Source organism: Noviluteimonas lactosilytica, from assembly GCF_020866925.1.
Classification (GTDB): domain Bacteria; phylum Pseudomonadota; class Gammaproteobacteria; order Xanthomonadales; family Xanthomonadaceae; genus Noviluteimonas; species Noviluteimonas lactosilytica.
The window spans coordinates 434022-453782 of sequence record NZ_JAJGAK010000001.1 but is presented as its reverse complement, the minus strand read 5'-3'; the positions used below and the strand labels follow the sequence as shown (position 1 = coordinate 453782).

Annotated in this window: 26 protein-coding genes; 15 read left to right on the top strand and 11 right to left on the bottom strand. The window is 67.1% G+C overall.

The genetic code is table 11. The features are described from left to right. The first annotated feature begins 42 nt into the window (after positions 1-42). The 5 genes from LK996_RS02205 (at position 43) to LK996_RS02185 (ending at position 2027) form a co-directional block, all read left to right on the top strand. A complete protein-coding gene (locus tag LK996_RS02205; RefSeq protein WP_230525544.1) occupies positions 43-306 on the top strand; it encodes a hypothetical protein in 264 nt (87 codons plus the stop codon). A gap of 73 nt (positions 307-379) precedes the next feature. Beyond that, the gene (locus LK996_RS02200; RefSeq protein WP_230525543.1) at positions 380-766 is read left to right on the top strand and encodes a hypothetical protein; all 387 of its coding nucleotides are present in this window, start codon (positions 380-382) and stop codon (positions 764-766) included. Positions 767-796: 30 nt separating this feature from the next. Continuing rightward, positions 797-1258 (top strand): RDD family protein, encoded by a 462-nt coding sequence (locus LK996_RS02195; protein ID WP_230525542.1) that lies wholly within the window; start codon positions 797-799, stop codon positions 1256-1258. A 149-nt stretch (positions 1259-1407) separates the two neighbouring features. Next, positions 1408-1749 (top strand): hypothetical protein, encoded by a 342-nt coding sequence (locus LK996_RS02190; RefSeq protein ID WP_230525541.1) that lies wholly within the window; start codon positions 1408-1410, stop codon positions 1747-1749. Positions 1750-1760: 11 nt separating this feature from the next. Then, positions 1761-2027 (top strand): hypothetical protein, encoded by a 267-nt coding sequence (locus LK996_RS02185; RefSeq protein ID WP_230525540.1) that lies wholly within the window; start codon positions 1761-1763, stop codon positions 2025-2027. On the opposite strand, the gene LK996_RS02180 is transcribed toward LK996_RS02185, so the two are convergent. Further along, positions 2024-3457 (bottom strand): hypothetical protein, encoded by a 1434-nt coding sequence (locus tag LK996_RS02180; RefSeq protein ID WP_230525539.1) that lies wholly within the window; start codon positions 3455-3457, stop codon positions 2024-2026. The two genes, LK996_RS02185 and LK996_RS02180, sit on opposite strands and share 4 nt — an antisense overlap. A gap of 224 nt (positions 3458-3681) precedes the next feature. On the opposite strand from LK996_RS02180, the gene LK996_RS02175 reads away from it, so the two are divergent. Further along, the gene (locus LK996_RS02175; RefSeq protein WP_230525538.1) at positions 3682-4032 is read left to right on the top strand and encodes a hypothetical protein; all 351 of its coding nucleotides are present in this window, start codon (positions 3682-3684) and stop codon (positions 4030-4032) included. Between the two features lie 85 nt (positions 4033-4117). Here LK996_RS02175 and LK996_RS02170 read toward each other — a convergent pair whose 3' ends face one another. Genes LK996_RS02170 through LK996_RS02155 form a run of 4 tightly spaced genes read right to left on the bottom strand, consistent with a single transcriptional unit; the run spans position 4118 to position 5751 of the window. Beyond that, positions 4118-4621, bottom strand: coding sequence for a hypothetical protein (locus tag LK996_RS02170; protein WP_230525537.1), 504 nt, complete (start codon positions 4619-4621; stop codon positions 4118-4120). Between the two features lie 57 nt (positions 4622-4678). Next, complete coding sequence (locus tag LK996_RS02165; RefSeq protein ID WP_230525536.1) at positions 4679-5053, bottom strand: VOC family protein; 375 nt, start codon at positions 5051-5053, stop codon at positions 4679-4681. Positions 5054-5066: 13 nt separating this feature from the next. Continuing rightward, positions 5067-5465, bottom strand: a complete 399-nt coding sequence (locus tag LK996_RS02160) for a GFA family protein (RefSeq protein ID WP_230525535.1) — start codon at positions 5463-5465, stop codon at positions 5067-5069. 13 nt (positions 5466-5478) lie between these two features. Continuing rightward, positions 5479-5751: a TFIIB-type zinc ribbon-containing protein gene (locus tag LK996_RS02155; RefSeq protein WP_230525534.1), complete on the bottom strand. Its 273-nt coding sequence runs from the start codon at positions 5749-5751 to the stop codon at positions 5479-5481. A 117-nt stretch (positions 5752-5868) separates the two neighbouring features. Here LK996_RS02155 and LK996_RS02150 point away from each other — a divergent pair, with 117 nt between their 5' ends. After that, entirely contained in the window at positions 5869-7608 is a 1740-nt protein-coding gene (locus tag LK996_RS02150) for a CPBP family intramembrane glutamic endopeptidase (RefSeq protein WP_230525533.1), read from the top strand. A 20-nt stretch (positions 7609-7628) separates the two neighbouring features. Here the strand turns inward: LK996_RS02150 and LK996_RS02145 are convergent, their stop codons facing one another. Continuing rightward, positions 7629-8045 (bottom strand): hypothetical protein, encoded by a 417-nt coding sequence (locus LK996_RS02145; RefSeq protein ID WP_230525532.1) that lies wholly within the window; start codon positions 8043-8045, stop codon positions 7629-7631. 165 nt (positions 8046-8210) lie between these two features. On the opposite strand from LK996_RS02145, the gene LK996_RS02140 reads away from it, so the two are divergent. After that, on the top strand, positions 8211-8921 hold the full coding sequence (locus LK996_RS02140; protein ID WP_230525531.1) for an SOS response-associated peptidase: 711 nt from the start codon (positions 8211-8213) through the stop codon (positions 8919-8921). Positions 8922-8958: 37 nt separating this feature from the next. On the opposite strand, the gene LK996_RS02135 is transcribed toward LK996_RS02140, so the two are convergent. Further along, the gene (locus LK996_RS02135; protein ID WP_230525530.1) at positions 8959-10173 is read right to left on the bottom strand and encodes a hypothetical protein; all 1215 of its coding nucleotides are present in this window, start codon (positions 10171-10173) and stop codon (positions 8959-8961) included. Between the two features lie 128 nt (positions 10174-10301). Between LK996_RS02135 and LK996_RS02130 the strand changes: the two genes are divergently transcribed. The 3 genes from LK996_RS02130 to LK996_RS02120 all read left to right on the top strand — a co-directional run bounded on the left by LK996_RS02130 (position 10302) and on the right by LK996_RS02120 (position 13851). Next, positions 10302-11990 (top strand): cation:proton antiporter domain-containing protein, encoded by a 1689-nt coding sequence (locus LK996_RS02130; protein ID WP_230525529.1) that lies wholly within the window; start codon positions 10302-10304, stop codon positions 11988-11990. Positions 11991-11994: 4 nt separating this feature from the next. Further along, positions 11995-13392 (top strand): pyridoxal phosphate-dependent decarboxylase family protein, encoded by a 1398-nt coding sequence (locus LK996_RS02125; protein WP_230525528.1) that lies wholly within the window; start codon positions 11995-11997, stop codon positions 13390-13392. An 87-nt stretch (positions 13393-13479) separates the two neighbouring features. Beyond that, positions 13480-13851 carry a YciI family protein gene (locus tag LK996_RS02120; RefSeq protein ID WP_230525527.1) on the top strand — a complete coding sequence of 124 codons (372 nt, stop codon included), beginning with the start codon at positions 13480-13482 and terminating at the stop codon, positions 13849-13851. 1 nt (position 13852) lies between these two features. On the opposite strand, the gene LK996_RS02115 is transcribed toward LK996_RS02120, so the two are convergent. Both LK996_RS02115 and LK996_RS02110 read right to left on the bottom strand, forming a co-directional pair. Continuing rightward, on the bottom strand, positions 13853-15895 hold the full coding sequence (locus tag LK996_RS02115; RefSeq protein ID WP_230526805.1) for a TonB-dependent receptor plug domain-containing protein: 2043 nt from the start codon (positions 15893-15895) through the stop codon (positions 13853-13855). Positions 15896-16067: 172 nt separating this feature from the next. Continuing rightward, complete coding sequence (locus LK996_RS02110; RefSeq protein WP_230525526.1) at positions 16068-16547, bottom strand: VOC family protein; 480 nt, start codon at positions 16545-16547, stop codon at positions 16068-16070. Between the two features lie 126 nt (positions 16548-16673). Here LK996_RS02110 and LK996_RS02105 point away from each other — a divergent pair, with 126 nt between their 5' ends. Further along, positions 16674-16940 (top strand): DksA/TraR family C4-type zinc finger protein, encoded by a 267-nt coding sequence (locus LK996_RS02105; RefSeq protein WP_230525525.1) that lies wholly within the window; start codon positions 16674-16676, stop codon positions 16938-16940. 13 nt (positions 16941-16953) lie between these two features. Next, positions 16954-17973 carry an alpha/beta hydrolase gene (locus tag LK996_RS02100; RefSeq protein WP_230525524.1) on the top strand — a complete coding sequence of 340 codons (1020 nt, stop codon included), beginning with the start codon at positions 16954-16956 and terminating at the stop codon, positions 17971-17973. On the opposite strand, the gene LK996_RS02095 is transcribed toward LK996_RS02100, so the two are convergent. Together LK996_RS02095 and LK996_RS02090 are read right to left on the bottom strand one after the other, a co-directional pair. After that, on the bottom strand, positions 17966-18433 hold the full coding sequence (locus LK996_RS02095) for an NUDIX hydrolase (protein WP_230525523.1): 468 nt from the start codon (positions 18431-18433) through the stop codon (positions 17966-17968). The two genes, LK996_RS02100 and LK996_RS02095, sit on opposite strands and share 8 nt — an antisense overlap. 10 nt (positions 18434-18443) lie before the next feature. Further along, positions 18444-18890 (bottom strand): response regulator, encoded by a 447-nt coding sequence (locus LK996_RS02090; protein WP_230525522.1) that lies wholly within the window; start codon positions 18888-18890, stop codon positions 18444-18446. A 145-nt stretch (positions 18891-19035) separates the two neighbouring features. On the opposite strand from LK996_RS02090, the gene LK996_RS02085 reads away from it, so the two are divergent. Next, a complete protein-coding gene (locus tag LK996_RS02085; protein WP_230525521.1) occupies positions 19036-19233 on the top strand; it encodes a hypothetical protein in 198 nt (65 codons plus the stop codon). A gap of 84 nt (positions 19234-19317) precedes the next feature. After that, positions 19318-19761 (top strand): hypothetical protein, encoded by a 444-nt coding sequence (locus LK996_RS02080; RefSeq protein ID WP_230525520.1) that lies wholly within the window; start codon positions 19318-19320, stop codon positions 19759-19761.

Genomic DNA, 19761 nt, shown 5'->3' with positions numbered 1-19761 from the left:
TGCCGGGCTCAGCATGGCGCGCCCCCGCTGGAGGGACGCGCCATGGCCACCCGCAAGCGTACGACCCGAAAGCCCGCCGCCGCGGTGCGCGTCCACGAAGTCCGCGCGGAGTTGACCAACGTCGAATTGGTCAAGGCCAAGTCGGCGTTGAAGCTCGAAGTCTTCGTGCGTCGCGAGAAGCTCGGCGAGCTCGAAGTCGGGCGTGGTTCGATCTACTGGCGCGGCGCGAATCGCCACTTGCGCAAGCGCATCGACTGGACGCGCTTCGCCGAGATGATGGACGGGTTGGCGTACGGCGGGCGCTGATCGACGTTGCTCGACGGGCAGTCATCCGTTACGTTTCGCAGGTCGCGCTGGGGAGCGCACCAAGGGGAATGCTTTGAAGGGTTACAAGCCTGCGGTCTTCGTGCCGCTTCTGCTCGTCGCCGCATGTTCGATTGCGGCACAGCCTGGTGTCTCGTCGGAAGAAGCTGCCTTGGCGGTCCTGGAGAAGCGCCTCTCCGCGGAGAACCTTTATCCGGACGGATGCATCCAGATCTTCCCGGAAACCGCGGAGCAGGAAGGCGCCGCGGCACCCGCGCGTTTCGACTTTGCCGTCCACGAGAAGCATGGCGATGGCTGCCCGGGTGATCCGGGAACGAGTCCCGTGCGTGATCGGTTCGCCGTCGAGGCAGAGACCGGGAGTTTGCTCTGGATGGACTTCACGTCGGGCGACTACGTTGCATTCGAAGAGCGCGAAAAGATCTTGAGTGCAGGCGAAGAGTAAAGACTCCTGTCCATGTCCGAGGGACTTTGAATGATGCATTCCGAACTCGAGTACGTCGGCTTCTGGCGCCGTTTCGTGGCGTCGATCATCGATACCGTGCTGCTGCTGATCGTGACGTGGCCTTTGCTTTTCTGGATCTACGGCGCGGCATACATCACCGACGAGAACATTTCGTTGGTCAGGGGGCCTGCCGACTTCCTGATCAGCTGGGTCCTCCCCGCAGTGGCGGTGATCTGGTTCTGGGTTGCGCAGGGCGGGGCGACGCCGGGCAAGCGTGCGGTGGGCGCGATGGTCGTCGATGCTGAAACCGGCGCGCCAGTCACCGTCGGCAAGGCCGTCATTCGCTACATCGGTTACTTCGTGAGCATGCTCGGCTTGTTCATCGGCTTCCTCTGGGTCGGGTTCGATCCGAAGAAGCAGGGCTGGCACGATCACATGGCCGGAACGGTGGTCGTGCGCAAGCGGGCGGTAGTCGCATTCGATCGCACGTGATCGTGGACGGCGATTGCATCGGCATCCGGCCGGGGACTATTCCTACCCAGACACCTTCATTCGGATCCCCGTCGCTTGCCCCAAGGGACGACTGACACGCGCGTCGTGCAGGCGCAACTTCCAGCCACCACCGCTGGAACTGTTTCGACATGCACGACCAAGACGACCACGATTTCGCCTTCGCGAGCGACAACGCCCTCAAGAGCCTGCGCGCGATCTTCATGCTCGCCGGCCGCACGCCGGACCAGGCGCTCGCCGATGCGGTCGCCGTCGTCGTGTCGCTGCTCGATCACGGCGGCGCGGGGTGGATCGAGCGCCTGATCGACGCGCAGGCCTCCGCGGAGCTGCGCATGATGGCGAAGATCGCCGCGCGCGACCTCGAGCTGCGCGAAGTCGATACGCGCACGCGATCGCGCGTGTTGTTGTTGTGCCTTGCGCGACAGGCGCTGTTGGGCGACGTGTTCGACGCCGTCGCGATGCAGCGGCACTGAAGGCGTCGACGATGCATGCGTTCGACCCCTGCGATGTCGCACGTGCCTGCCGCACGTTGCGGCGCGGGCGTCCGGTGCGCGTCGGCCGCCTGGTGCTGCGGCCCGATGTGGACCACGACATGATCTGGCTGCGCGATCCGCTGGGCGATGTCGAAATCGCGGCGACGGCGATCGACGAAGCGGGGTGCCTCGCCGCGCTGCAGGGGGCGGTGCGGTGGTCGATCGACGGGCCGTTCGTCGAGGCGTGCGAGTTGAAGCCGGCGACGCGGATGGCCTAGGCGTCCCACCCCGCCGCAGGCCGGAACACGCCGCTCGCACGCTCGAACACCGACTTCGCCAGCGCGCCGTCCTTCGCGCGTTGCAACGCCAGGCGCAGCGTCTTGCAGCGCTGCGGATAGTCGGCCTCGCCGATCCGCGACAGCGCCTTGCACTTGTCCGCGACGCTGGCGTTGCCGTGCACGATGGGTTTCATCGCCCGGAACGTGCCGCGCCCCTGGTGGAGGATGTCGCAGATCGCTGCGCACACGAGGCCGTTGACGCCATCGAGTTCCAGCTTGCGGTCGTAGTACTCGCGCAGCTTCGACATCGTGATGTGGCGTGCGACGTCGACCTGGATCGCGTTGAACGCGTCGTCGTTGTTGGCCAGCCACACCATGCGCGCGGCGCGGTCGAGTTCGACGTCGTCGACCTTCGCCGGATCCGGGTTGAGCCACGCCATGAAGTCCTTGAGGTTGTGTTCGTCCGCGCCGTCGAAGCGCGGCACGGGGCGTTCGAGGTTGAACAGCGCGCCGCCGGGCAGGGTGCGCCAGAGGCGGCCGTCCTTGACGGCGAGTTCGGGGAATTGTTTGCGGAAGCCCGCGTGGTCCGCGACGAGCTTGCGGAACAGCAGGATCAGGTTGTCGTTGGGCGTGTGCGCGGCCAGTTGGAAGAAGCCGAACGTGAACGCCGCGCGGTCGTAGCTGTTGATGCAGTCGAAGGTGAGGTTGCTTTCGCCGAGGGCGATGATGCCGAGCAGGTCGGCGACTTCGGCGCCGATGCGGTCGGCGTGGTCGGCCGGCGCGTAGCGTTTCGTGCCGGTGGATTTCGACAGGCCCTTGCGCGTGCCGTACTTGGCGGCGGTGCCGACGAGGTATTCCGCGCCGCGGTCGATCGTCGCGAGCCACTGCGTCTTGCCGCCGACCTGCTGCGCGCGCGTGGCGAGGACCGGACGCGTGTCGGCAGCAGCTGGCGTGACGGCCGTCGGCGCCTGCGCGTCGCCCGGCAACGTGCCGTAGAACAACGCTTGCTGGCCCGCGTAAACGCGATCGAAACGTTCGAGGAACTCCTGCGGCGATTGCTTGATCACCACGTCGCCGGTGTTCGAGTAGTGGTAGACCGCGCCGTTGTCGAGGATGCCGACGTGCTTCTGCGGGTGGTTGCGCATCGAATGGCGCCCCACGTCGACGTATTCCTTGCGGGTGACGAAGACCAGGCAGCGCGCATTCGGCGCCGCGTCGAACTTGCCGACCGTCGGGCATGCCGCGAACAATTCGTGCACGCGCAGCGACGCACCCGGGCTGCCGCCGCCCATGTGCAGCTTGCAGTCGTAGCCCGCGTCCACGCCGAGCACGTGCGAGACGAAGTGCGCGCAGTGGTTCTGCGCCGCGTCGTTGAAATGGTTGCCGCAGAAGTCGGAGATCGTCTTGCCGACTTGGTCGTCGAGGTTCATGGCGTCGAACCGCAGATGGGGACGTTGACGCCAACGCCCGCGCATCGCGGGAACGGTCACCGCCTGTCGTCTCCCGGGCAGGTGAATCGAAGTCTCCCCGTGAGCAAAAAACAGGGGTCAGAGCACCATTTTCCGAAAAAGTGCTCTGACCCCTGTTTTCGCGTCAACCGCGGCGGGGCGTCGCCGTTATCGTCGGCATGTCGATCACCTGGAAGGAGCCTGCCATGTCCCCCCGTCTGTTCGCCGTCGCCCTCGTTCTCCTCGCGCCCGCCACATGGGCGCAATCGCAGTCCACGGACGCCACGCTCGTCACCACGCCCGTCATCCCGCGCGACGTCGAACGCCAGCGGGAGATCGAACGCGCGACCGACGCACGCGAGTACCGCGCCGCCTACGACGCCGCGTACGCGAGTTACGGCGGCCAGCGCCTGAGCGAACGCGACATCAAGCGCGCCCGTTGCAACGACGCGAAGTCGCACCGCGAAGCGACGCTGCGCGAAGTCGGCCTGTCGCGGGACTTCGAGATGCTGCGGGCGCTGGACGACGCGGTCTACGAGGCCTGCAGGGGCCTGTGAGGGGGCGGGGCAAGAAACAGGGGTCAGAGCACCTTTTCCGCGAAAAGGTGCTCTGACCCCTGTTTCTTGACCCCTGTTGCTGCGATTACTTCGGCGGCTCGCGGCGCTCGATCTGCTTGTAGAGCATGTTGCGCCGCTCGACCCAGCCGTCGCCGGTTTTCTCGCGCGTGGTGACGCGATAGCCGTCCTTGCCTTCGGCGCGATACAGGCTTTCGAGTTCGATGACGCTGCCGTCCGGCGAGACATGGCGTTCGGGGATGACGTAACCCTCGTCCTTCTTCTCGAACCAGCCTTCGCTCACCGCGCCGGTGCTGGTGAAGTAGTGGTAGCGCACGCGCTTGTTGGCGTCGTCCCAGCTGAAGATCGAGCGGCCCTGGTACAGCGGGTCGGACCCTTCGACGGCGTGCCAGTTCGACACGAGCTTGCCGTCGAACAGGGCGTCGAAGCACTGCACGTCGCGCATCTTGCCGCCGGGGAATTCGGCTTCCCAGCAGTGGCCGACGAGAAAGGCGATCGGTTCGAAGCGCGGGTCGAGTTTCGCGTCCGACGCCGCGGCGGGCGCGGCGGCGAACGCACCGGAAACGAGCATGGCGGACAGCAGCAGGCGGTGCGCATGGTGTGGCTCCGGTAGTGGGCGTGGCCGAGCTTACTTCAACGAATGCAACCCGATCATGTTCCCCTCGGTGTCGTGCAGCAGGGCGATGAAGCCGTACTCGCCGATGGAGAACTTGTCCTTGAACATCTTCCCGCCGAGGCCGACCGCACGCTTGGCCTCCACCGCGACGTCGTCGCAGTTGAAGTACACCAACGTGCCCATGCCGCCGGACGGGACACCTTCCATCTTCACCAGCGAGCCCGCGGCGCCTTCGCCTTCGGGGTCCATCGGCCAGGCCCACATCTCGCCGGCGTCGCCGGTGGGCAGCTTGTCCAGCGTCACCTGGAAGACGCCTTCGTAGAACGCTTTCGCGCGATCGATGTCCTGCACGTAGATCTCGAACCAACCGACGGCATTGACGGCCATGTGCTTCTTCCTTTCAGAGGTATGCGGTGATGGGGGGCGGCTCGAAGCGGTCGTGCGCGCCGTCGACGTAGACGATCGGCGCAGCGGCGAGCACTTCGGGCGGGACGTTTTCGAGGCAGCCGATGTTGACGCCGTAGATGCGCGCGCCATCGGGCATTGCGCCGATGCCCCACGGACGCACGCCGCAGCGACGGCAGAAGTGGTGCGAGTTGTTCATCGAGTTGAAGCGGTACTCGATGAGCTCGCTCGCGCCGTCGAGAACACGGAGGTCTTCGGACTTCACGATCGCGGGCCAGAAGCGCGTGCGCGAGCAGATCGAGCAGTTGCAGCGATACGTCGGTTGTTCGAGGTCGATGTCGGCCTCGAAACGCACCGCGCCGCAATGACAACTTCCCGTGTACGTCGTGCGCATCGGCGACTCCGGGTCAGTCGAAGATGTCGCTCAGCCAGCTCTTCGGCTTCTTGTAGTGGTGCTTGCCCTGGTACTGCGGCTGCTGGTGCTGCTGCGGCGGATACGACGGCGGCGTGTACGTCTGCCCCTGCGCGGGGGCCGCGGCCTGCGTGGCGCCGCGTTCGATCAGCTTGTCGAGTTCGCCGCGATCCAGCCACACGCCGCGGCACGTCGGGCAGTAGTCGATCTCGATGCCCTGGCGATCGGTCATCAGCAGGGTGGCGTCTGGGCAATGGGGACAACGCATGCGGGGGATTTCCGGGTGGGGGAAGTCCAAAGGTAAACGCTTGCGCGGCCGGGCGTGTCAGCGTTTTGGAAAGCGTCGCGTAAGATCTGGCCCGACGTTGGACGGGGGAGTTCGGTGATGCGGATGGGGAAGGTGGCGGCGTGCTTGCTCGCGCTGTGGGTCGGGGGCGCTTGCGCGGCGGACAGGCCGGATGCCGAAGCGGCGGCCGGCGCCGTGCAGGCGGGCAAGGTAGCGGCGTATCGCGATGCGCTCTCGCGCTTCGATGCGGCCCAGGCCGCGGCGCCGGGCGATGCGTCGATCGGCGTGGCGCGCTGCGACTTCATCAGCCGCTACACCGACTCGGAATACGACTGGGTCGAGTCCGCGCCCGCCGACTACGAGGCCTGCACGCAGATGTTGGCCAAGCGTTGGCCGGCGTCGCCGGACGTGGCGTTGTTCGAGCTCGGCAACGACTGGGACGGCGATGCACTGGAGAAGGGCGAAGCATTGCTGGACGCAGCGAAGGCGTGGCCGAAGCCGCAGCAGGCGCAGCTGTATGCATCGCTGGCCGAACATGCCGAAGAAGACGACAAGGGCGATTACGCGCTCCGTGCCGTCGAACTGGGTGATGCGACGCAGACCGCCGAAGCCGTGACGCATCTCGCCGGCAAGCAGGAATACGCGAAGGCGCAGGCACTGCTCGAACGCACGCCGCCGGATGACCTGGATTGGCGCGCAACCCGGCGCGTCAAGGCCGCGATGCTGTTGCCGGACACGCAGGCCGCGCAACGCGAGGTCGAACGGCACGCGCGCGCAGGCGTCGAGGTCTACCAGGACGCACGCGTGCGTGCGCTGCTGCGCGCGGGGAAGCCGCAGGCCGCGCAGGCCGCAATGGCGAATGCGCCGGCGCAGGCGGCGTCGTGGCGCGCGTTGCGGTTCGATGTCGCGGTGGCCGCGAAGGACTGGCCGACCGCGCTGGCGCAGGTCGAGCAGGAAACCGAAGACTTCGGCACCAGGCTCCAGCGCTTCGTGAAACTGGCGGGTGCGCATCCGGCGTCGATGGCGCAGCCGACGATGCTCGGCACCGCGATCGTGTTGCTGATGGTGGCGATGGCCATGGCGCTGGCCATGGGCTTGGTGTTCGTGCCCGTGCACTACCGCGGGCTCGCGCGGCGCCTGCAGCATCGCGCGTCGAAGTCGCCGTTCCCGCGTGTGACGTTGTGGCACACGTGGTACGGCGTGGCGACGATCGTGGTCGTGCAGACCTTCGCCGCGTTGATGCTGGCGCCGGAATTGCTGGACGGCGGCGAACTCCGGGGCGCCACGATGATGCGCCTGGCGTCGTGGTCGATGATCGGGAGCGCGCTGTTCCTCCTGCCGATGGTGCCGGTGTTCGACCGTCGTGCGCTGCTCGGTGATCGCGCGATCTGGCGAGGTACCTGGAAGTCGATCGTCGGCTGGTGGCTCGTGCTGCTCGCGATCACGACGGTGCTGGGGGCGTTGTACGCGGGGATGGACGCCGATACGTCGACGGAGCAAGTGCGCATGGTCGCGGCGATGGCCGACGAGGCGCGCGACGCGGGCGGCGTGCTGGTGACGTTCGGCGTCATTGCGTTGCTGGGGCCGATGGTCGAGGAGTTCGTTTTCCGCGGCCTGCTGCTCGGCGGCTTGTCGCGCCATCTCGACTTCAAGTGGGCGAACGGCATCCAGGCCGTCGCGTTCGCGTGCCTGCACATGGATCCGCCGCGCTTCGTGTTCTACCTCGTGATGGGGTTGGCTTGCGGATGGCTGGCCAGGCGCACCGGCTCGGTCGCGCCGGCGTTCGCGCTGCATGCGCTGAACAACGCATGGGCGATCGGCATGATGATGGCGATGTAGTCGGCTCGGCCTGCTGTCGATCAGCCGGCGCTCGACGTGCCCGCGACGACGATCATGCGCGCCGCGGGCACCGCGCCGAGCACGGGTTGCAGGCGGATCTCGATGCGTTCGTCGCCGCGCTGCCAGTGCAGCTGCACGACGTCGGCGCTCGCGGCGTCGACGAGCTTGCGGTAGCCGCGCTGCGCCATCGCGTCGCGATAGAACGCCGCCGTCGCGCGCAATTCGCCGGGCACGAGCCAGCTGCCGCCGAAGCGATTCGCCGTGAGTTGCGTGGCCTGCGCGGGCGCGGGGAAATCGGTGAACGATCGCATCGCGGGCGCGCGCGGCGGCACCGTCGCACCGATGCGAAGCGCGCCCGACGTTGCGCCCGACTGCGCGAACGCGAGCGCGGGCGCGCACGCGAGCAACAGGCAGGCGATCGAACGACGGACGGACATGCAGCGCCTCGGGGGTTGGCGATACAAGGGTCCCGCATGCACGCGTTCGCGTCGTGCGGGGTCCATCACAACAAGCCGAAGGTCATGCCTCGGCCGGGGGTGAACGATTCAGCGCCCGGCCCTGTCTTGGCTTCGTGACGACGCGACACGGGTGACGATCGGCCCATGCGCCGGTTCGTGCAGTCGTTTTCGCAGGAAGGCATGCCGCGTGGCGTGCCGCAGGACATCGCGCGTGCGCTCGCGGAGTCGCCGGATCGCTACAACGTCGCCGTGCGCAAACCCGCGGCCGTCGTGCTCGATCGCGGCGAAGGCCTGGTGGTGGAGGACTTCGACTGGGGCCTGATCCCGAGTTGGTCGAAGCTGCCGGAGACGAAGTACACGACCGTCACCGCGCGCCTGGAACGCGCGCCGCGCAGTCGCATCTTCAAGCGCCCGTGGGAAACGCGGCGCTGCATCGTGCCGATGAACGGGTACTACAAGTGGGATCGCAGCGCGTCGGGGCCGCAGCCGTACTTCATCCAGGCGAAGGCGGGGCACGTGTTGTTCGCCGCCGGGTTGTGGGACTTCTGGCATCGCGAGGAACCGCACGTGTATTCGTTCGCGGTGCTGACGGCGCCGAACGATGCGATTCCATCGCCGCTGTGGCCCGACGGACCGGTGTTCGTGCGCGCGGACAAGATCGCGGACTGGATCGAAGGGCCGTGGTTCGCGCAGCGCTTCCTGTCGAACATGCCGCAACCGGCGCTGGAGGCGTATCCGGTATCGCGGCGCATCCGCTCGCCCGATGTCGACGACTACACGTTGCTCGATCCGGTCGACCCGGGCGAAGACGCCGTCGCAGATGCCGGGTTCGACGACATCGACGACGACGACTGATTCGCTTCGGACGGCCGGCCTTGCAAGGCCGGCGCACTCAGTACTGCTGGAACCCCAGGATCGACTGCAGCACGCTGGTCAGGATCACGGCGACCGGATCGTTCGATCCGTAGTAGTTGCCGTTGTTGTAGTAATCGTCGCGACCGGAGTACGTGCCGTAGCGGTAGTCGTTGCGATACGCGTCCTGGTAGCCGCGACGGAAGCCTTCGCGGAAGTAATGGTTGTACTCGCGGCGATCGACGTAGTAACCGTTGTAGCCATAGCTCGCGTCCTGGTAGGCGTAATTGTTGCGCCAGTCGCTGCGCCAGCCGTCGCGACGGTCGGCGATGCCCGCGCGCGCGCCCATCTCGTAGCCGTAACGCACGGCCTGGCGAAGCAGGTCGGCCTGATAGCGGTTGATGTCGTAGTAGCGGCCGTCGCGGGCATAGCGATAGCTCACCGGCGCGTAGTAGTACGGGTCGTTCGCGTAACGCGGGGCCGACCAGCGCGAACGCAGGGCGTTCTGCTCGCGCCAGTACCACTGCTGGTACGCGTACTGCTGGGCGCGGCGTTCGGCGCGCAGCGCGGCGATGCGCTGTTGTTCGGCGGCGCGGCGCGCGGACAGGTAGCGCTGGTACTCGGCGTCGCGCTGGCGCTGCATCGAATAGCGGCGCTGGCGTTCCTGTTCGCTGACGCGGCGGCGTTCGGCGTTGCGGCGTGCGTCGTTGCGGCGATCGGCGGCGCGTTCGGCTTCGGCGCGGCGCTGGGCTTCGCGATAGACGTTCTCGCGCTCGACGTGGGCATCGCGGCGCTGCGCGTCGCGGCGGGCGTCGGCGCGACGTTCCGCATCGCGGCGGGCGTCGGCGCGAAGCGCGGCTTCGCGACGGTCGGCGTCGCGGCGGGCATCCGCGCGGCGCGCGTCATCGCGACGCTCGGCGTCGCGACGTGCCTGATCGTTGCGACGTTCGGCATCACGACGCGCCTGCTCGTTGCGACGTTCGCCATCACGACGCACCTGCTCGTCGCGACGCTGCGCTTCATGGCGCGCACGGTCGGCCTGCGCCTTGCCGTGGTCCTCGCGCTGCTTCTGCGCGTGGCCCTTGTCGGAGGACTTGCCCTTGTCGGCCTTCGCCTTGTCGGACTTGCCCTTGTCGTGGTGCTTGTCCTGCTGTTGCGCGTCGTTCTGGCGCGCCCAGGTGTCGGGCGAGAACGCGCCGCCTGCGAAGGCGAGGCCGAGGGCGCCTGCGAGGACTGCGGTGCGATGGAGACGCATGACACACCTTCTTGTGTTGTCGGGATGCGTGCAGTTGGCGGCTGTAGTGCTGAATGCATTCTGAGAAATGGCGTGAAGGCCACTCCCCGTTCAGTTGTAGGATGGACATCCCCGAAAGCGAGGTGCCGATGCCCCACGAAGTAGCCCTGATCTCGACGCTGGCGACCGCTTTCGGCGGTGCGCTGATCCTGGGGTTCATCGCGGCGAAGCTGCGATTGCCCGCGCTCGTGGGCTACCTGGTGGCGGGCATGTTGATCGGGCCGTTCACGCCCGGCTTCGTCGCGGATTCGGGACTCGCCGCGCAGCTCGCCGAGATCGGCGTGATGCTGCTGATGTTCGGCGTGGGCCTGCACTTCTCGCTGGACGACCTGCTCGACGTGCGCAAGGTCGCGTTGCCCGGCGCGGTCCTGCAGATCGTGGCGGCCACGTCGCTCGGCGCGGTGATGGCGCACGCGTGGGGCTGGACGTGGGGCCAGTCGATCGTGTTCGGCCTGGCCCTCTCGGTCGCCAGCACCGTGGTGTTGCTGCGCGCACTGGAGGCGCGCGGCGTGCTCGATTCGATGAACGGGCGCATCGCCGTCGGCTGGCTCGTGGTCGAAGACCTCGCGATGGTGCTCGTGCTCGTGCTGTTGCCGCCGCTCGCGGGCGCACTGGGCGGACGCGCCGAGGGCGGGGAGGGTAACGTCTGGCTCGCGTTGGCGATGACGTTGCTGAAGGTCGGCGCCTTCCTCGTCGTCATGCTGGTCGCCGGGCGCAAGATCCTGCCGCGCCTGTTGTGGTGGATCGCCGAAACCGGGTCGCGCGAGTTGTTCACGCTGGCGGTCATCGCCTGCGCGGTTGGCATCGCGTTCGGCGCGGCGGAACTGTTCGGCGTGTCGTTCGCGCTCGGTGCGTTCTTCGCGGGCATGGTGCTGCGCGAGTCGGAGTTCTCGCATCGGGCGGCGCACGAGTCGTTGCCGTTGCGCGATGCGTTCGCGGTGTTGTTCTTCGTATCGGTCGGCATGCTGTTCGACCCGATGATCCTTGTCGACCAACCGCTGCGCGTGCTCGCGGTGGTCTCGATCATCGTGGTCGGCAAGACCGTCGCCGCCGCGGTGCTGGTGCTGCTGCTGCGCTATCCGCTCAACACGGCGTCCACGGTGTCGGCGAGCCTGGCGCAGATCGGCGAGTTCTCTTTCATCCTCGCGGGCCTCGGCGTGTCGCTCGGCCTGCTGCCGCAGGAAGGCAACAGCCTGATCCTGGCCGGTGCGCTGATCTCGATCGCGATCAATCCGCTGTTGTTCGGCCTGATCGAACCCCTGCAGCGCTGGCTGCGCGAACACTCCGCGCTCGCGCGTCGCCTGGAGATGCCGGTCGATCCCACCGCGACGCTGCCGATGACGACCGACGCGAAGTACCTCGCGGGCCACGTCGTGCTGGTCGGCTATGGTCGCGTGGGCAAGCGCATCGCGCAGCAACTCACCGAACAGGGCCTGCCCGTGGTCGTGGTCGAACAGAGCCGCGAACGCGTGGAGCAGTTGCGCGAGGAAGGCTTCGCCGCGGTGTCGGGCGACGCCGAAGAACCCGGCACGCTCGTGCAGGCGCACGTCACCGGCGCGAAGTGGCTGGTCTCCGCGATCCCCGACACCTTCAGCGTGCGCCAGATGGTCGAGACCGCGCGCATGCTCAACCCCGACATCCAGATCCTCGTGCGCAGCCACAACGAGGAAGAGGCGGCGATGCTGCAGAAGGAAGGGGTGGGCAAGGTGTTCCTCGGCGAAGTGGCACTGGCCGATGGCATGAGCGACCATGTGGTCGCGGCGATGACCAAGGCCTGAAGCCATGACCGACGATCGCTACGACGCCATCCTCGCCCGCGCCCGGGCGCACGCGCTCGATTACCTGCATGCCTTGCCGACGCGCCGGGTCGGATCCACCGCATCGCGCGATGAACTGATCGCGGCATTCCGCACGCCGCTGGCGCAGGACGGCGAATCGCCCGAATCCGTCATCGACCTGCTCGCCGCGCAAGCGCTGCGCGGCGCGACCGCATGCAACTCGCCGCGTTACTTCGGCTTCGTGATCGGTGGCGCGACGCCGGTGTCGCTCGCGGCAGACTGGCTCGTGTCGACGTGGGACCAGAACGCGGGCATCTACGTGATCTCGCCGATGGTCGCGGTGATGGAGGAAGTCGCGGGCGATTGGTTGCTCGACCTCTTCGACCTGCCGCGCGAATCCGGCGTCGGCTTCGTCACCGGTTGCCAGATGGCCAACCTGACGTGCCTGGCCGCTGCGCGTCATGGCGTGCTGCGCCGCGTCGGCTGGGATGTCGAAGCCGACGGCCTGCAGGGCGCGCCGCGCATCAACGTCGTCGCGTCCGCCGAATCGCACATCACCATCGACGTCGCGCTGCGTTACCTCGGCATGGGAACGAAGTGCGTCCAGCGCGTCGAGTCCGATGCGCAGGGCCGCATGAAGCCCGACAAGCTGCGCGCGTTGCTCGACACGCTCGAGGGTCCGACGATCGTCTGCGCGCAGGCCGGCAACGTGAACACCGGCGCGTTCGATCCGCTGCGCGAGATCGGCGAGGCCTGCAATGCGAAGGGCGCGTGGTTGCACGTCGACGGCGCGTTCGGCCTGTGGGCGCGTACGAGCGCGAACGCACGCACGCGCGACCTGGCCGACGGCATCGAACTCGCCGATTCGTGGGCGACCGATGCGCACAAGTGGTTGAACGTGCCGTACGACAGCGGCGTCGCGCTGGTGAAATCGCGCGAGGATCATCGCGCGGCGATGACCAGTTCGGCCGCCTACCTGATCCAGACCCAGGGCGCCGAACGCGACGCCGTCGACTGGGTCCCCGACTTCTCCCGCCGCGCGCGCGGCGTGCCGGTCTACGCGAACCTGCGCGCGCTCGGCCGCGCGGGCGTCGCCGATCTCGTCGATCGCCTGTGCGCACGCGCGCGACAGATGGCCGCGGGCCTGGCGGAAGAGCAGGGCGTGCAGATCCTCAACGACGTCGTGCTCAACCAGGTGCTCGTGCGCTTCGGGGACGACGACGAGATGACCCGCCGCGTCGTGAGCGGCGTGCAGGAAGACGGCACCTGCTGGCTCAGCGGCACCAACTGGCAGGGCAAGGCGGCCATGCGCATCTCGGTGTCCAACTGGGCGACCAGCGGGGAGGACGCCGAGCGCAGCGTGGCGGCCATCCGGGCGGTCTGGAAAAAAATTCGCGGGTGATGTCGATCGGCGGGTCCTTCGTTCGTCGTGATGGGTGAAGCGGGCGGAACAGGCCCGGTTCCCATCCAACCAACAAGGAGCATCACCATGCGTTTCCTCTCCATGGTCCGCGTCGCCGAGAACACCGGACAGGTCCCCAGCGAGCGGCTGATGGCCGAAATGGGCAAGCTCATCCAGGAGTTCAGCGCCAAGGGCGCGCTGGTCGACACCGCCGGCCTGCGCCCGACGCACGAAGGCGTGCGCCTGCGCAACAACCACGGCAAGTTCAGCCGCACCGACGGGCCGTTCGCCGAAGCGCGCGAAGTGATCGGCGGCTACGCGATCCTCAAGGCCGATTCGATGGAGGAAGCGATCGCCCTGACCAATCGCTTCCTCGAAGTGCACGGCGACGAATGGAACGTCGAGTGCGAAGTGCGCCAGCTCGAGGACATGGACGCCGACTGCAGCAAGGCGGCCTAGCTCAGAACTTGCCCGTGAACGTGACCTGGAAGATCGGCCCGATCTTCCGGTTGCGCATCTCGTGGAAGTCGATGGGGCCCGTACGGCGGTCGGCGAACACCGTGCGGTCCCACATCGACATCGCATCGGCGAGGTTCGAGGCGGTGAAGCGCACCGTCATGCCGAGCACGTTCTTGTTCTCGACGAACAGGTTCGCCCAGATCGGGCCTTCCCACTGGCGGCCGACTTCGGTCAGGCGATAGTCCTGCTCGTAGTAGCTATAGTCGACGGCGCCGCCCCACGCCCAGTCGGTGTCGGGGATGTCGTGGCGCAGGCTGACGGAGGCCTCCGATTGCAGGTTGTTGCTGATCGGGCGCTTCTCGAACGTGAGCGGATCTTCGACCTCGCTCTCTTCCATGGCCCAGCGCGTATCGATCTTCGCGCCCTTCCAGCCGATCGGATCCAGGTTGAACGTGCCCTTCCATTCGAAGCCGTACACCGTCGCCTGGTCGATGTTGCCCGGACTCTGGCCGAATTCGCCGATCGGGATCGTGTCGATGATGTCGTCGATGCGCTGGCCGTACACGCGCAACGTGGTCGAGCCCCACGCGCCGAGATTGCGGTTGCCTTCGAACGAGAGTTCCCACGTCTGCGGCGGCACGAGGTCGGGGTTGCCGGCGTTCGACTGGTTGTCCTGCAGGTTCACCGACGCGAGGAAGTCGTAGAAGTCGAGCTGGCCGACGCGGCGTTCGAGCTTGAAGTTCCAGTCCACCTTCGGCGATTGCTTCCACGCCAGCGACACGAAGCCCTTGGGCCGCGTGAACGTGCGCGTCAGTCCGCCCGCGCCGACCTGTGCGATCTGCGAGTACTCGCCGCCCGCGCTCACCTGCAGCTGCAACGCCTCGGTCAACTCGCGGCCGTACGTGCCCATGACTTCGTAGCGGTCTTCTTCGACCGTCGCATCGGCGCCGGGCAGGGGCACGGGCTGGAACACGCCGTCCGCGTCGAGGAAGGAGAGGATCGCGGTGCTGTCGAGGCTGTTGAACGCGTACTCGCCCGACACCTGCAGGTCGCCGCCCCAGCCCTTCCAGCGATATTCGGTGCGCGCGATGCGTTCCTTCTCGTCGCCCTTGCGCGAGAACTGCGCGCCGTCGCGCGGCAGCGAGCCGTCGAGATATTCGATGTATTCGGTGTCGGTGAACGGCGTGCGCGTGAAGCGATCGAGCGCGATCAGCTTCAACCGGCCGACGCCGAGCGCGAACTCGTAGTCGCCGCCGAGCTCGTAGTTGTGTCCGCCTTCTTCGCCGAGCACGGTGTGGTAGCGATCGGGCAACGCGGGATCGCCGGCATGCACGCCGTTCTCGACGTAATCGAAGTAGACCTTCTGGTAGTTCCCATGGAAGTTCGCCTTGCTTCCGGTCGCGCCGGTCCACGCGAGTTCGGTGCTGAGCGTGGGCGCGTCGAACTCGCCGGTCCATTCGTCCTGGCGCGTTTCGCGCACGGTGCCGTCGGCGTTGTAGATCACGGTCGGGCCGCCCGCGCCGCTGTGGTTGGCGTTGTTGGTGAAGCCGACCGTCCAGTCCATGCGGCCCTTCGTGCCGCTGACCGACACGTTGCCGCGCGTGAGCTGCGGGTTGGTGTAGTACGAACGCCAGTCCGGTCGCCATTCCCACTGGCCGCTCACGCCCGCGGCCTTGGTGACGATGTTGGCGACCTGGCCCGAGAGGCCGGAGATCTGCAGCGTCGCGCCGTCGACGAGTTCGATGCGCACGACGTTGCCGGCGGGAATGCGCGATAGCTGGCTGAGCACGTCGCTCGACTTCGCGGAGAGGCGCTGGCCGTTGATCAGCACGTTGCCGGTGGCCTGGCCGAGGCCGCGTTCGACCACCTGCTGGCGGATCACGAAGCCCGGCACCTGCTCGAGCATGTCGAGCGCGTTGACCGGCGCGAAGCGCTTGAAGTCGTCGGGGGTGAAGGTGCGCGAGGCCTCGACGTCCGCGACGGGCGCGGCTTGCGGCGGCGCAGCATCCTGCGCGAGCGCGTGGGAAATACACAACGGCAACATGGCCACGCACAGCGCGACTCCGCGCACCCTGGACTGCATCTGGAAATACCCCCGGTCGAAAAGTTCGAGGGGATGGATTCCGGGATGCGTGCGTTGGTTTAAGGGGTGGCGTTCAAAAAAATTAACCCCTCCCCGGCGGTGCAGGGGAGGGGTCGTGGATGAATGCGCAGGCTCACTGCCTGCCCATCTGCTCCATTTCCTTGATCCAGGCGTCGCCGCGACGCTGCATCTCCTCGGGGCTCACCTCTTCCTTGTGCGTGCCCAGCATCCACTTGTGGCCGAAGGGATCGACGACCGTGCCCATGCGATCGCCCCAGAACTGGTCTTCGGCGGGTTGCACGACGGTGGCGCCGGCTTTCACCGCGCGGTCGATCGACGCATCGGCGTCCTTGACGTAGATCAGCATCCCGCCGGTCGCGCCGCCGCGCGACTTGGGCGAGAGCGCGCCCCATTCGGGGAATTCGTCGGAGAGCATGAAACGCGACCCGTCGATATCCATCTCCGCGTGCGCGATCTTGTCGCCCATCGGCATGCGGAAGGTTTCCTTGGCGCCGAACGCGGTGCTGTAGAAATCCATCGCCTTCTTCGCATCGTCGACGACGACGGACGGCGTCAGGGAGTGGTATCCGGCAGGCATGAACGGAACGGCCATTGGCAGGGGCTCCACGCGTGGGGGAGGCGTGAAGATGCACCCGCCATCGTTACGCGGCGATCACGGGCGCGTGGCATTCATGGGACCGCGCGTAAGCTGTGCCGGTTTTCGCGAAGGAGATTCGCCATGGCCACCGGTTGGGCGGGCGACAACGCCGTCAACGAACAGATCGATGCGACCGTGAAGGACGGGATCCAGCGCGTGCGTAGCCGCATGCCCACCGGGCCGTCACTGGAAGCATGCGAGGAATGCGGGGCGGCGATCCCGGAAGCGCGCCGCGTCGCGGTGCCCGGGGTGCATCTGTGCGTGCCGTGCCAGGAAGCGCACGACGCGGAAGAGCAGGCGTACAGCGGATACAACCGTCGCGGGAGCAAGGACAGCCAGTTGCGTTGAAGGGGAGCAGGGGATGCCGAAGGACAGGCCGACACGCAGTCGATGGCGCTGGGTGCTGCGCGCATTGGTGTTGCTCGTCGCGCTCGCGGTTGCGTTGCTCGTGTGGGCGAATGTTTCGCCATGGCCCTCGACGTACGTGATCCGCACGGTGTTCGATGCAGGCGGACGCACGATCGCGCGCAAGCTCGCGCCGCACGTGCCGAAGCAGGGCCTCGCCGAAGCGCGCGACGTGCAATACGACGCGACCGATCGCGACGCGAAGCTCGACATCTTCCACCCGCAGGGCGCCGTGCCGCGCACGACGATCGTCTGGATCCACGGCGGCGGCCACGTCGCCGGCAAGAAGGAAGAGATCGCCAACTACCTGCGCATCCTCGCGTCGAAGGGGTACGGCGTCGTCGGCATCGAATACACGCGCGCGCCGGATGCGCACTACCCGGTGCCGGTGGAGCAGGCGAACCGCGCACTCGGATGGTTGTCCGCGAACGCGCCGCGCTACGGCCTCTCGCGCGATCGCTTCGTGCTGGCCGGCGATTCGGCGGGCGCGCAGATCGCCGCGCAACTCGCCAACATCGTGACCTCGCCGAAGTACGCGCGCGACCTGTCGATCCGCCCATCGATCGATCCCGCGCGCCTGGTCGGCGCGGTGCTGTTCTGCGGTCCGTTCGACGCGCAGCTCACGATCCCGCAGGACGGCGGCGAGCCTTCGTGGTTCATCCGCTCGGTGATGTGGGCCTACATGGGCCGCAAGGATTTCCGCAGCGATCCGCGCGTGGCGGGCTATTCGGTCGCGCGCTTCGTGACGAAGGATTTCCCGCCGGCGTTCATCAGCGTCGGCAACGACGATCCGCTGCAGGCGCATTCGTACTTGATGGCCGACCAGTTGCGCGCGCAGGGCGTGCCGGTCGACGTGCTGTTCTGGCCGCGCGACCACGCGCCCGCATTGCCGCACGAATACCAGTTCGATCTCGATTCCGCGGAAGGCGCGGAAGCGTTGCGGCGCACCGAGGCCTTCCTCGCCGGCCTCAAGTAGTCTCGCGCAGCAAGGCGTCCAGTCGATCCAGCAAGTCGCACTGCGACGCGAGCAGTTTCGTGCGCGCCTGTTCGAGCGTGAACCATTCGGCGCGATCGACTTCCGGGAAGGCCTGCACGCGTCCGCTCTTCGGCGGCCATTCGCAGGCGAACAGGTTGCTGCGCACCTTGGCGACATCGAAGTCGCCTTCGACGGCGAACGCATGCACGCGCTTGCCGCCCTTCTGGCGGATCATGCCGAGTGGCGTCAATGCACCGTCGACCGGCTTGCCGAGTTCCTCCTCGAACTCGCGCATCGCCGTGGCTTCGTGGCATTCGTCGCCGTCGGGGCCGCCTTTCGGGATCGTCCACGCGCCATCGTCGCGATTGCGCCAGAACGGTCCGCCGGGATGGGTGAGCAGCACGCGCAGTCCGTCGGGATCGCGTCGGTACAACAGGATGCCGCAGCTGGTTTCCGCCATCGTGCCGCCCTCAGGCGGCCGCGACCGCCCGGTCGATCGACACCGCGGAGGCCGCGTCCTTGTACAGCAGCCGCACTTCGACCAGGTTGCGCACGCGCAGCAACAGTTCTTCCGGATCGAACGGCTTGCGCAGGAAATCCTTGGCGCCGTATCGCAACGCCTGGGTCCGATGACCCGGTTCGGCGGTCAGCGCGAGCACGGGCAGGTAACCGCCGCGCTCGCCGGGCTTGAGCGCTTCCATCACTTCGAAGCCGTCCATGCCGGGCATCAGCACGTCGAGCAGGATCGCGTCGAAATCGTGCTCGGCGTGCAGCGCGGCGACGCGGCGCGGATCGGTCGTGCAGGTCAGCGTGCTGTAGCCCGCCGATGTCAGGCTCTGTTCGAGCGTGCGCAGCGCATCGAGGTCGTCGTCGACGACGAGGATGCGGGCGGCGAGGATGTCGGCGGCGCTGATCATCGAATAAGTCCGTGCGTTCCGTTGCATTGGCGAAGGTCGAACCTGCGCGGTGAAATCGCGATGAAGCGACGCATGTGACGCGAATCGTGAAAGTCTTTTCACGGCGGTGCCCGCTACTCTTGCCCACGGTATGAAGAGTCAAGACTTGGACTTCGACTACCTGTTCCTGTTGGAAGCGCTCGAGGGCGGGGAGGTCCCCGCCGACGAACATGTCGAGACGCTCGCGGGAATGGGCCTGGTCGAACGCACCCCCGACGGCGGCCTGGCGCTCACGATGGAAGCCCGGGTGAAGCTGGCCAATCTCCGCTCCCTGCTCAGGGAGCATCCGTTGCCGTTCGGCTGAACTCACCGCGCGCGCTGTCCGCCACGGCCGGTGACCCGCGTTCACGCTGAGCGTCAGGGGTATCGGATTCGAGGAGTGAGGCCCATGAAACGCCGCATCGCCTGGCTCGCTGCCGGGCTGCTGTTGCTGTCGCTCGCTGCCCCTGCCGTCGCCCAGGACCGCGCGTGGTCCGAAGGCCCGGTGACCAACGTCTCGTCCATCCGGGTGGTCGACGGGCAGTTCGAGAACTACATGGATTACCTGTCGAAGAACTGGAAGCCGGTGATGGAAGAGGCCAAGAAGGCCGGGTACGTGCTGAGCTACGCGGTCTTCAGCGCGGCGCCGAAAACCCCGCAGGAGCCGGACCTGTATCTCGTCGTGACCTATCCGAACATGGCCACGCTCGACGGCATGTTCGAGAAGATGCAGCCGATCCAGCAGAAGGTCACCAAGCTCACTTATCGCGAGGCCGACGAGGCTTCGGGCAAGCGCGTCGTGATGCGCCAGTTGCTGGGCGAGGAGTTGCTGCGCGAGATCGAGTTGAAGTGA

What these genes read in the sequence shown, in the direction of transcription:
- LK996_RS02205 (WP_230525544.1), top strand. Translation starts at nt 43, where the DNA reads ATGGCCACCCGCAAGCGTACGACCCGAAAGCCCGCCGCCGCGGTGCGC.
- LK996_RS02195 (WP_230525542.1), top strand. Translation starts at nt 797, where the DNA reads ATGATGCATTCCGAACTCGAGTACGTCGGCTTCTGGCGCCGTTTCGTG.
- LK996_RS02190 (WP_230525541.1), top strand. Translation starts at nt 1,408, where the DNA reads ATGCACGACCAAGACGACCACGATTTCGCCTTCGCGAGCGACAACGCC.
- LK996_RS02185 (WP_230525540.1), top strand. Translation starts at nt 1,761, where the DNA reads ATGCATGCGTTCGACCCCTGCGATGTCGCACGTGCCTGCCGCACGTTG.
- LK996_RS02180 (WP_230525539.1), bottom strand. Translation starts at nt 3,457, where the DNA reads ATGAACCTCGACGACCAAGTCGGCAAGACGATCTCCGACTTCTGCGGC.
- LK996_RS02175 (WP_230525538.1), top strand. Translation starts at nt 3,682, where the DNA reads ATGTCCCCCCGTCTGTTCGCCGTCGCCCTCGTTCTCCTCGCGCCCGCC.
- LK996_RS02170 (WP_230525537.1), bottom strand. Translation starts at nt 4,621, where the DNA reads ATGCTCGTTTCCGGTGCGTTCGCCGCCGCGCCCGCCGCGGCGTCGGAC.
- LK996_RS02165 (WP_230525536.1), bottom strand. Translation starts at nt 5,053, where the DNA reads ATGGCCGTCAATGCCGTCGGTTGGTTCGAGATCTACGTGCAGGACATC.
- LK996_RS02160 (WP_230525535.1), bottom strand. Translation starts at nt 5,465, where the DNA reads ATGCGCACGACGTACACGGGAAGTTGTCATTGCGGCGCGGTGCGTTTC.
- LK996_RS02155 (WP_230525534.1), bottom strand. Translation starts at nt 5,751, where the DNA reads ATGCGTTGTCCCCATTGCCCAGACGCCACCCTGCTGATGACCGATCGC.
- LK996_RS02150 (WP_230525533.1), top strand. Translation starts at nt 5,869, where the DNA reads ATGCGGATGGGGAAGGTGGCGGCGTGCTTGCTCGCGCTGTGGGTCGGG.
- LK996_RS02145 (WP_230525532.1), bottom strand. Translation starts at nt 8,045, where the DNA reads ATGTCCGTCCGTCGTTCGATCGCCTGCCTGTTGCTCGCGTGCGCGCCC.
- LK996_RS02140 (WP_230525531.1), top strand. Translation starts at nt 8,211, where the DNA reads ATGCGCCGGTTCGTGCAGTCGTTTTCGCAGGAAGGCATGCCGCGTGGC.
- LK996_RS02135 (WP_230525530.1), bottom strand. Translation starts at nt 10,173, where the DNA reads ATGCGTCTCCATCGCACCGCAGTCCTCGCAGGCGCCCTCGGCCTCGCC.
- LK996_RS02130 (WP_230525529.1), top strand. Translation starts at nt 10,302, where the DNA reads ATGCCCCACGAAGTAGCCCTGATCTCGACGCTGGCGACCGCTTTCGGC.
- LK996_RS02125 (WP_230525528.1), top strand. Translation starts at nt 11,995, where the DNA reads ATGACCGACGATCGCTACGACGCCATCCTCGCCCGCGCCCGGGCGCAC.
- LK996_RS02120 (WP_230525527.1), top strand. Translation starts at nt 13,480, where the DNA reads ATGCGTTTCCTCTCCATGGTCCGCGTCGCCGAGAACACCGGACAGGTC.
- LK996_RS02115 (WP_230526805.1), bottom strand. Translation starts at nt 15,895, where the DNA reads ATGTTGCCGTTGTGTATTTCCCACGCGCTCGCGCAGGATGCTGCGCCG.
- LK996_RS02110 (WP_230525526.1), bottom strand. Translation starts at nt 16,547, where the DNA reads ATGGCCGTTCCGTTCATGCCTGCCGGATACCACTCCCTGACGCCGTCC.
- LK996_RS02105 (WP_230525525.1), top strand. Translation starts at nt 16,674, where the DNA reads ATGGCCACCGGTTGGGCGGGCGACAACGCCGTCAACGAACAGATCGAT.
- LK996_RS02100 (WP_230525524.1), top strand. Translation starts at nt 16,954, where the DNA reads ATGCCGAAGGACAGGCCGACACGCAGTCGATGGCGCTGGGTGCTGCGC.
- LK996_RS02095 (WP_230525523.1), bottom strand. Translation starts at nt 18,433, where the DNA reads ATGGCGGAAACCAGCTGCGGCATCCTGTTGTACCGACGCGATCCCGAC.
- LK996_RS02090 (WP_230525522.1), bottom strand. Translation starts at nt 18,890, where the DNA reads ATGATCAGCGCCGCCGACATCCTCGCCGCCCGCATCCTCGTCGTCGAC.
- LK996_RS02080 (WP_230525520.1), top strand. Translation starts at nt 19,318, where the DNA reads ATGAAACGCCGCATCGCCTGGCTCGCTGCCGGGCTGCTGTTGCTGTCG.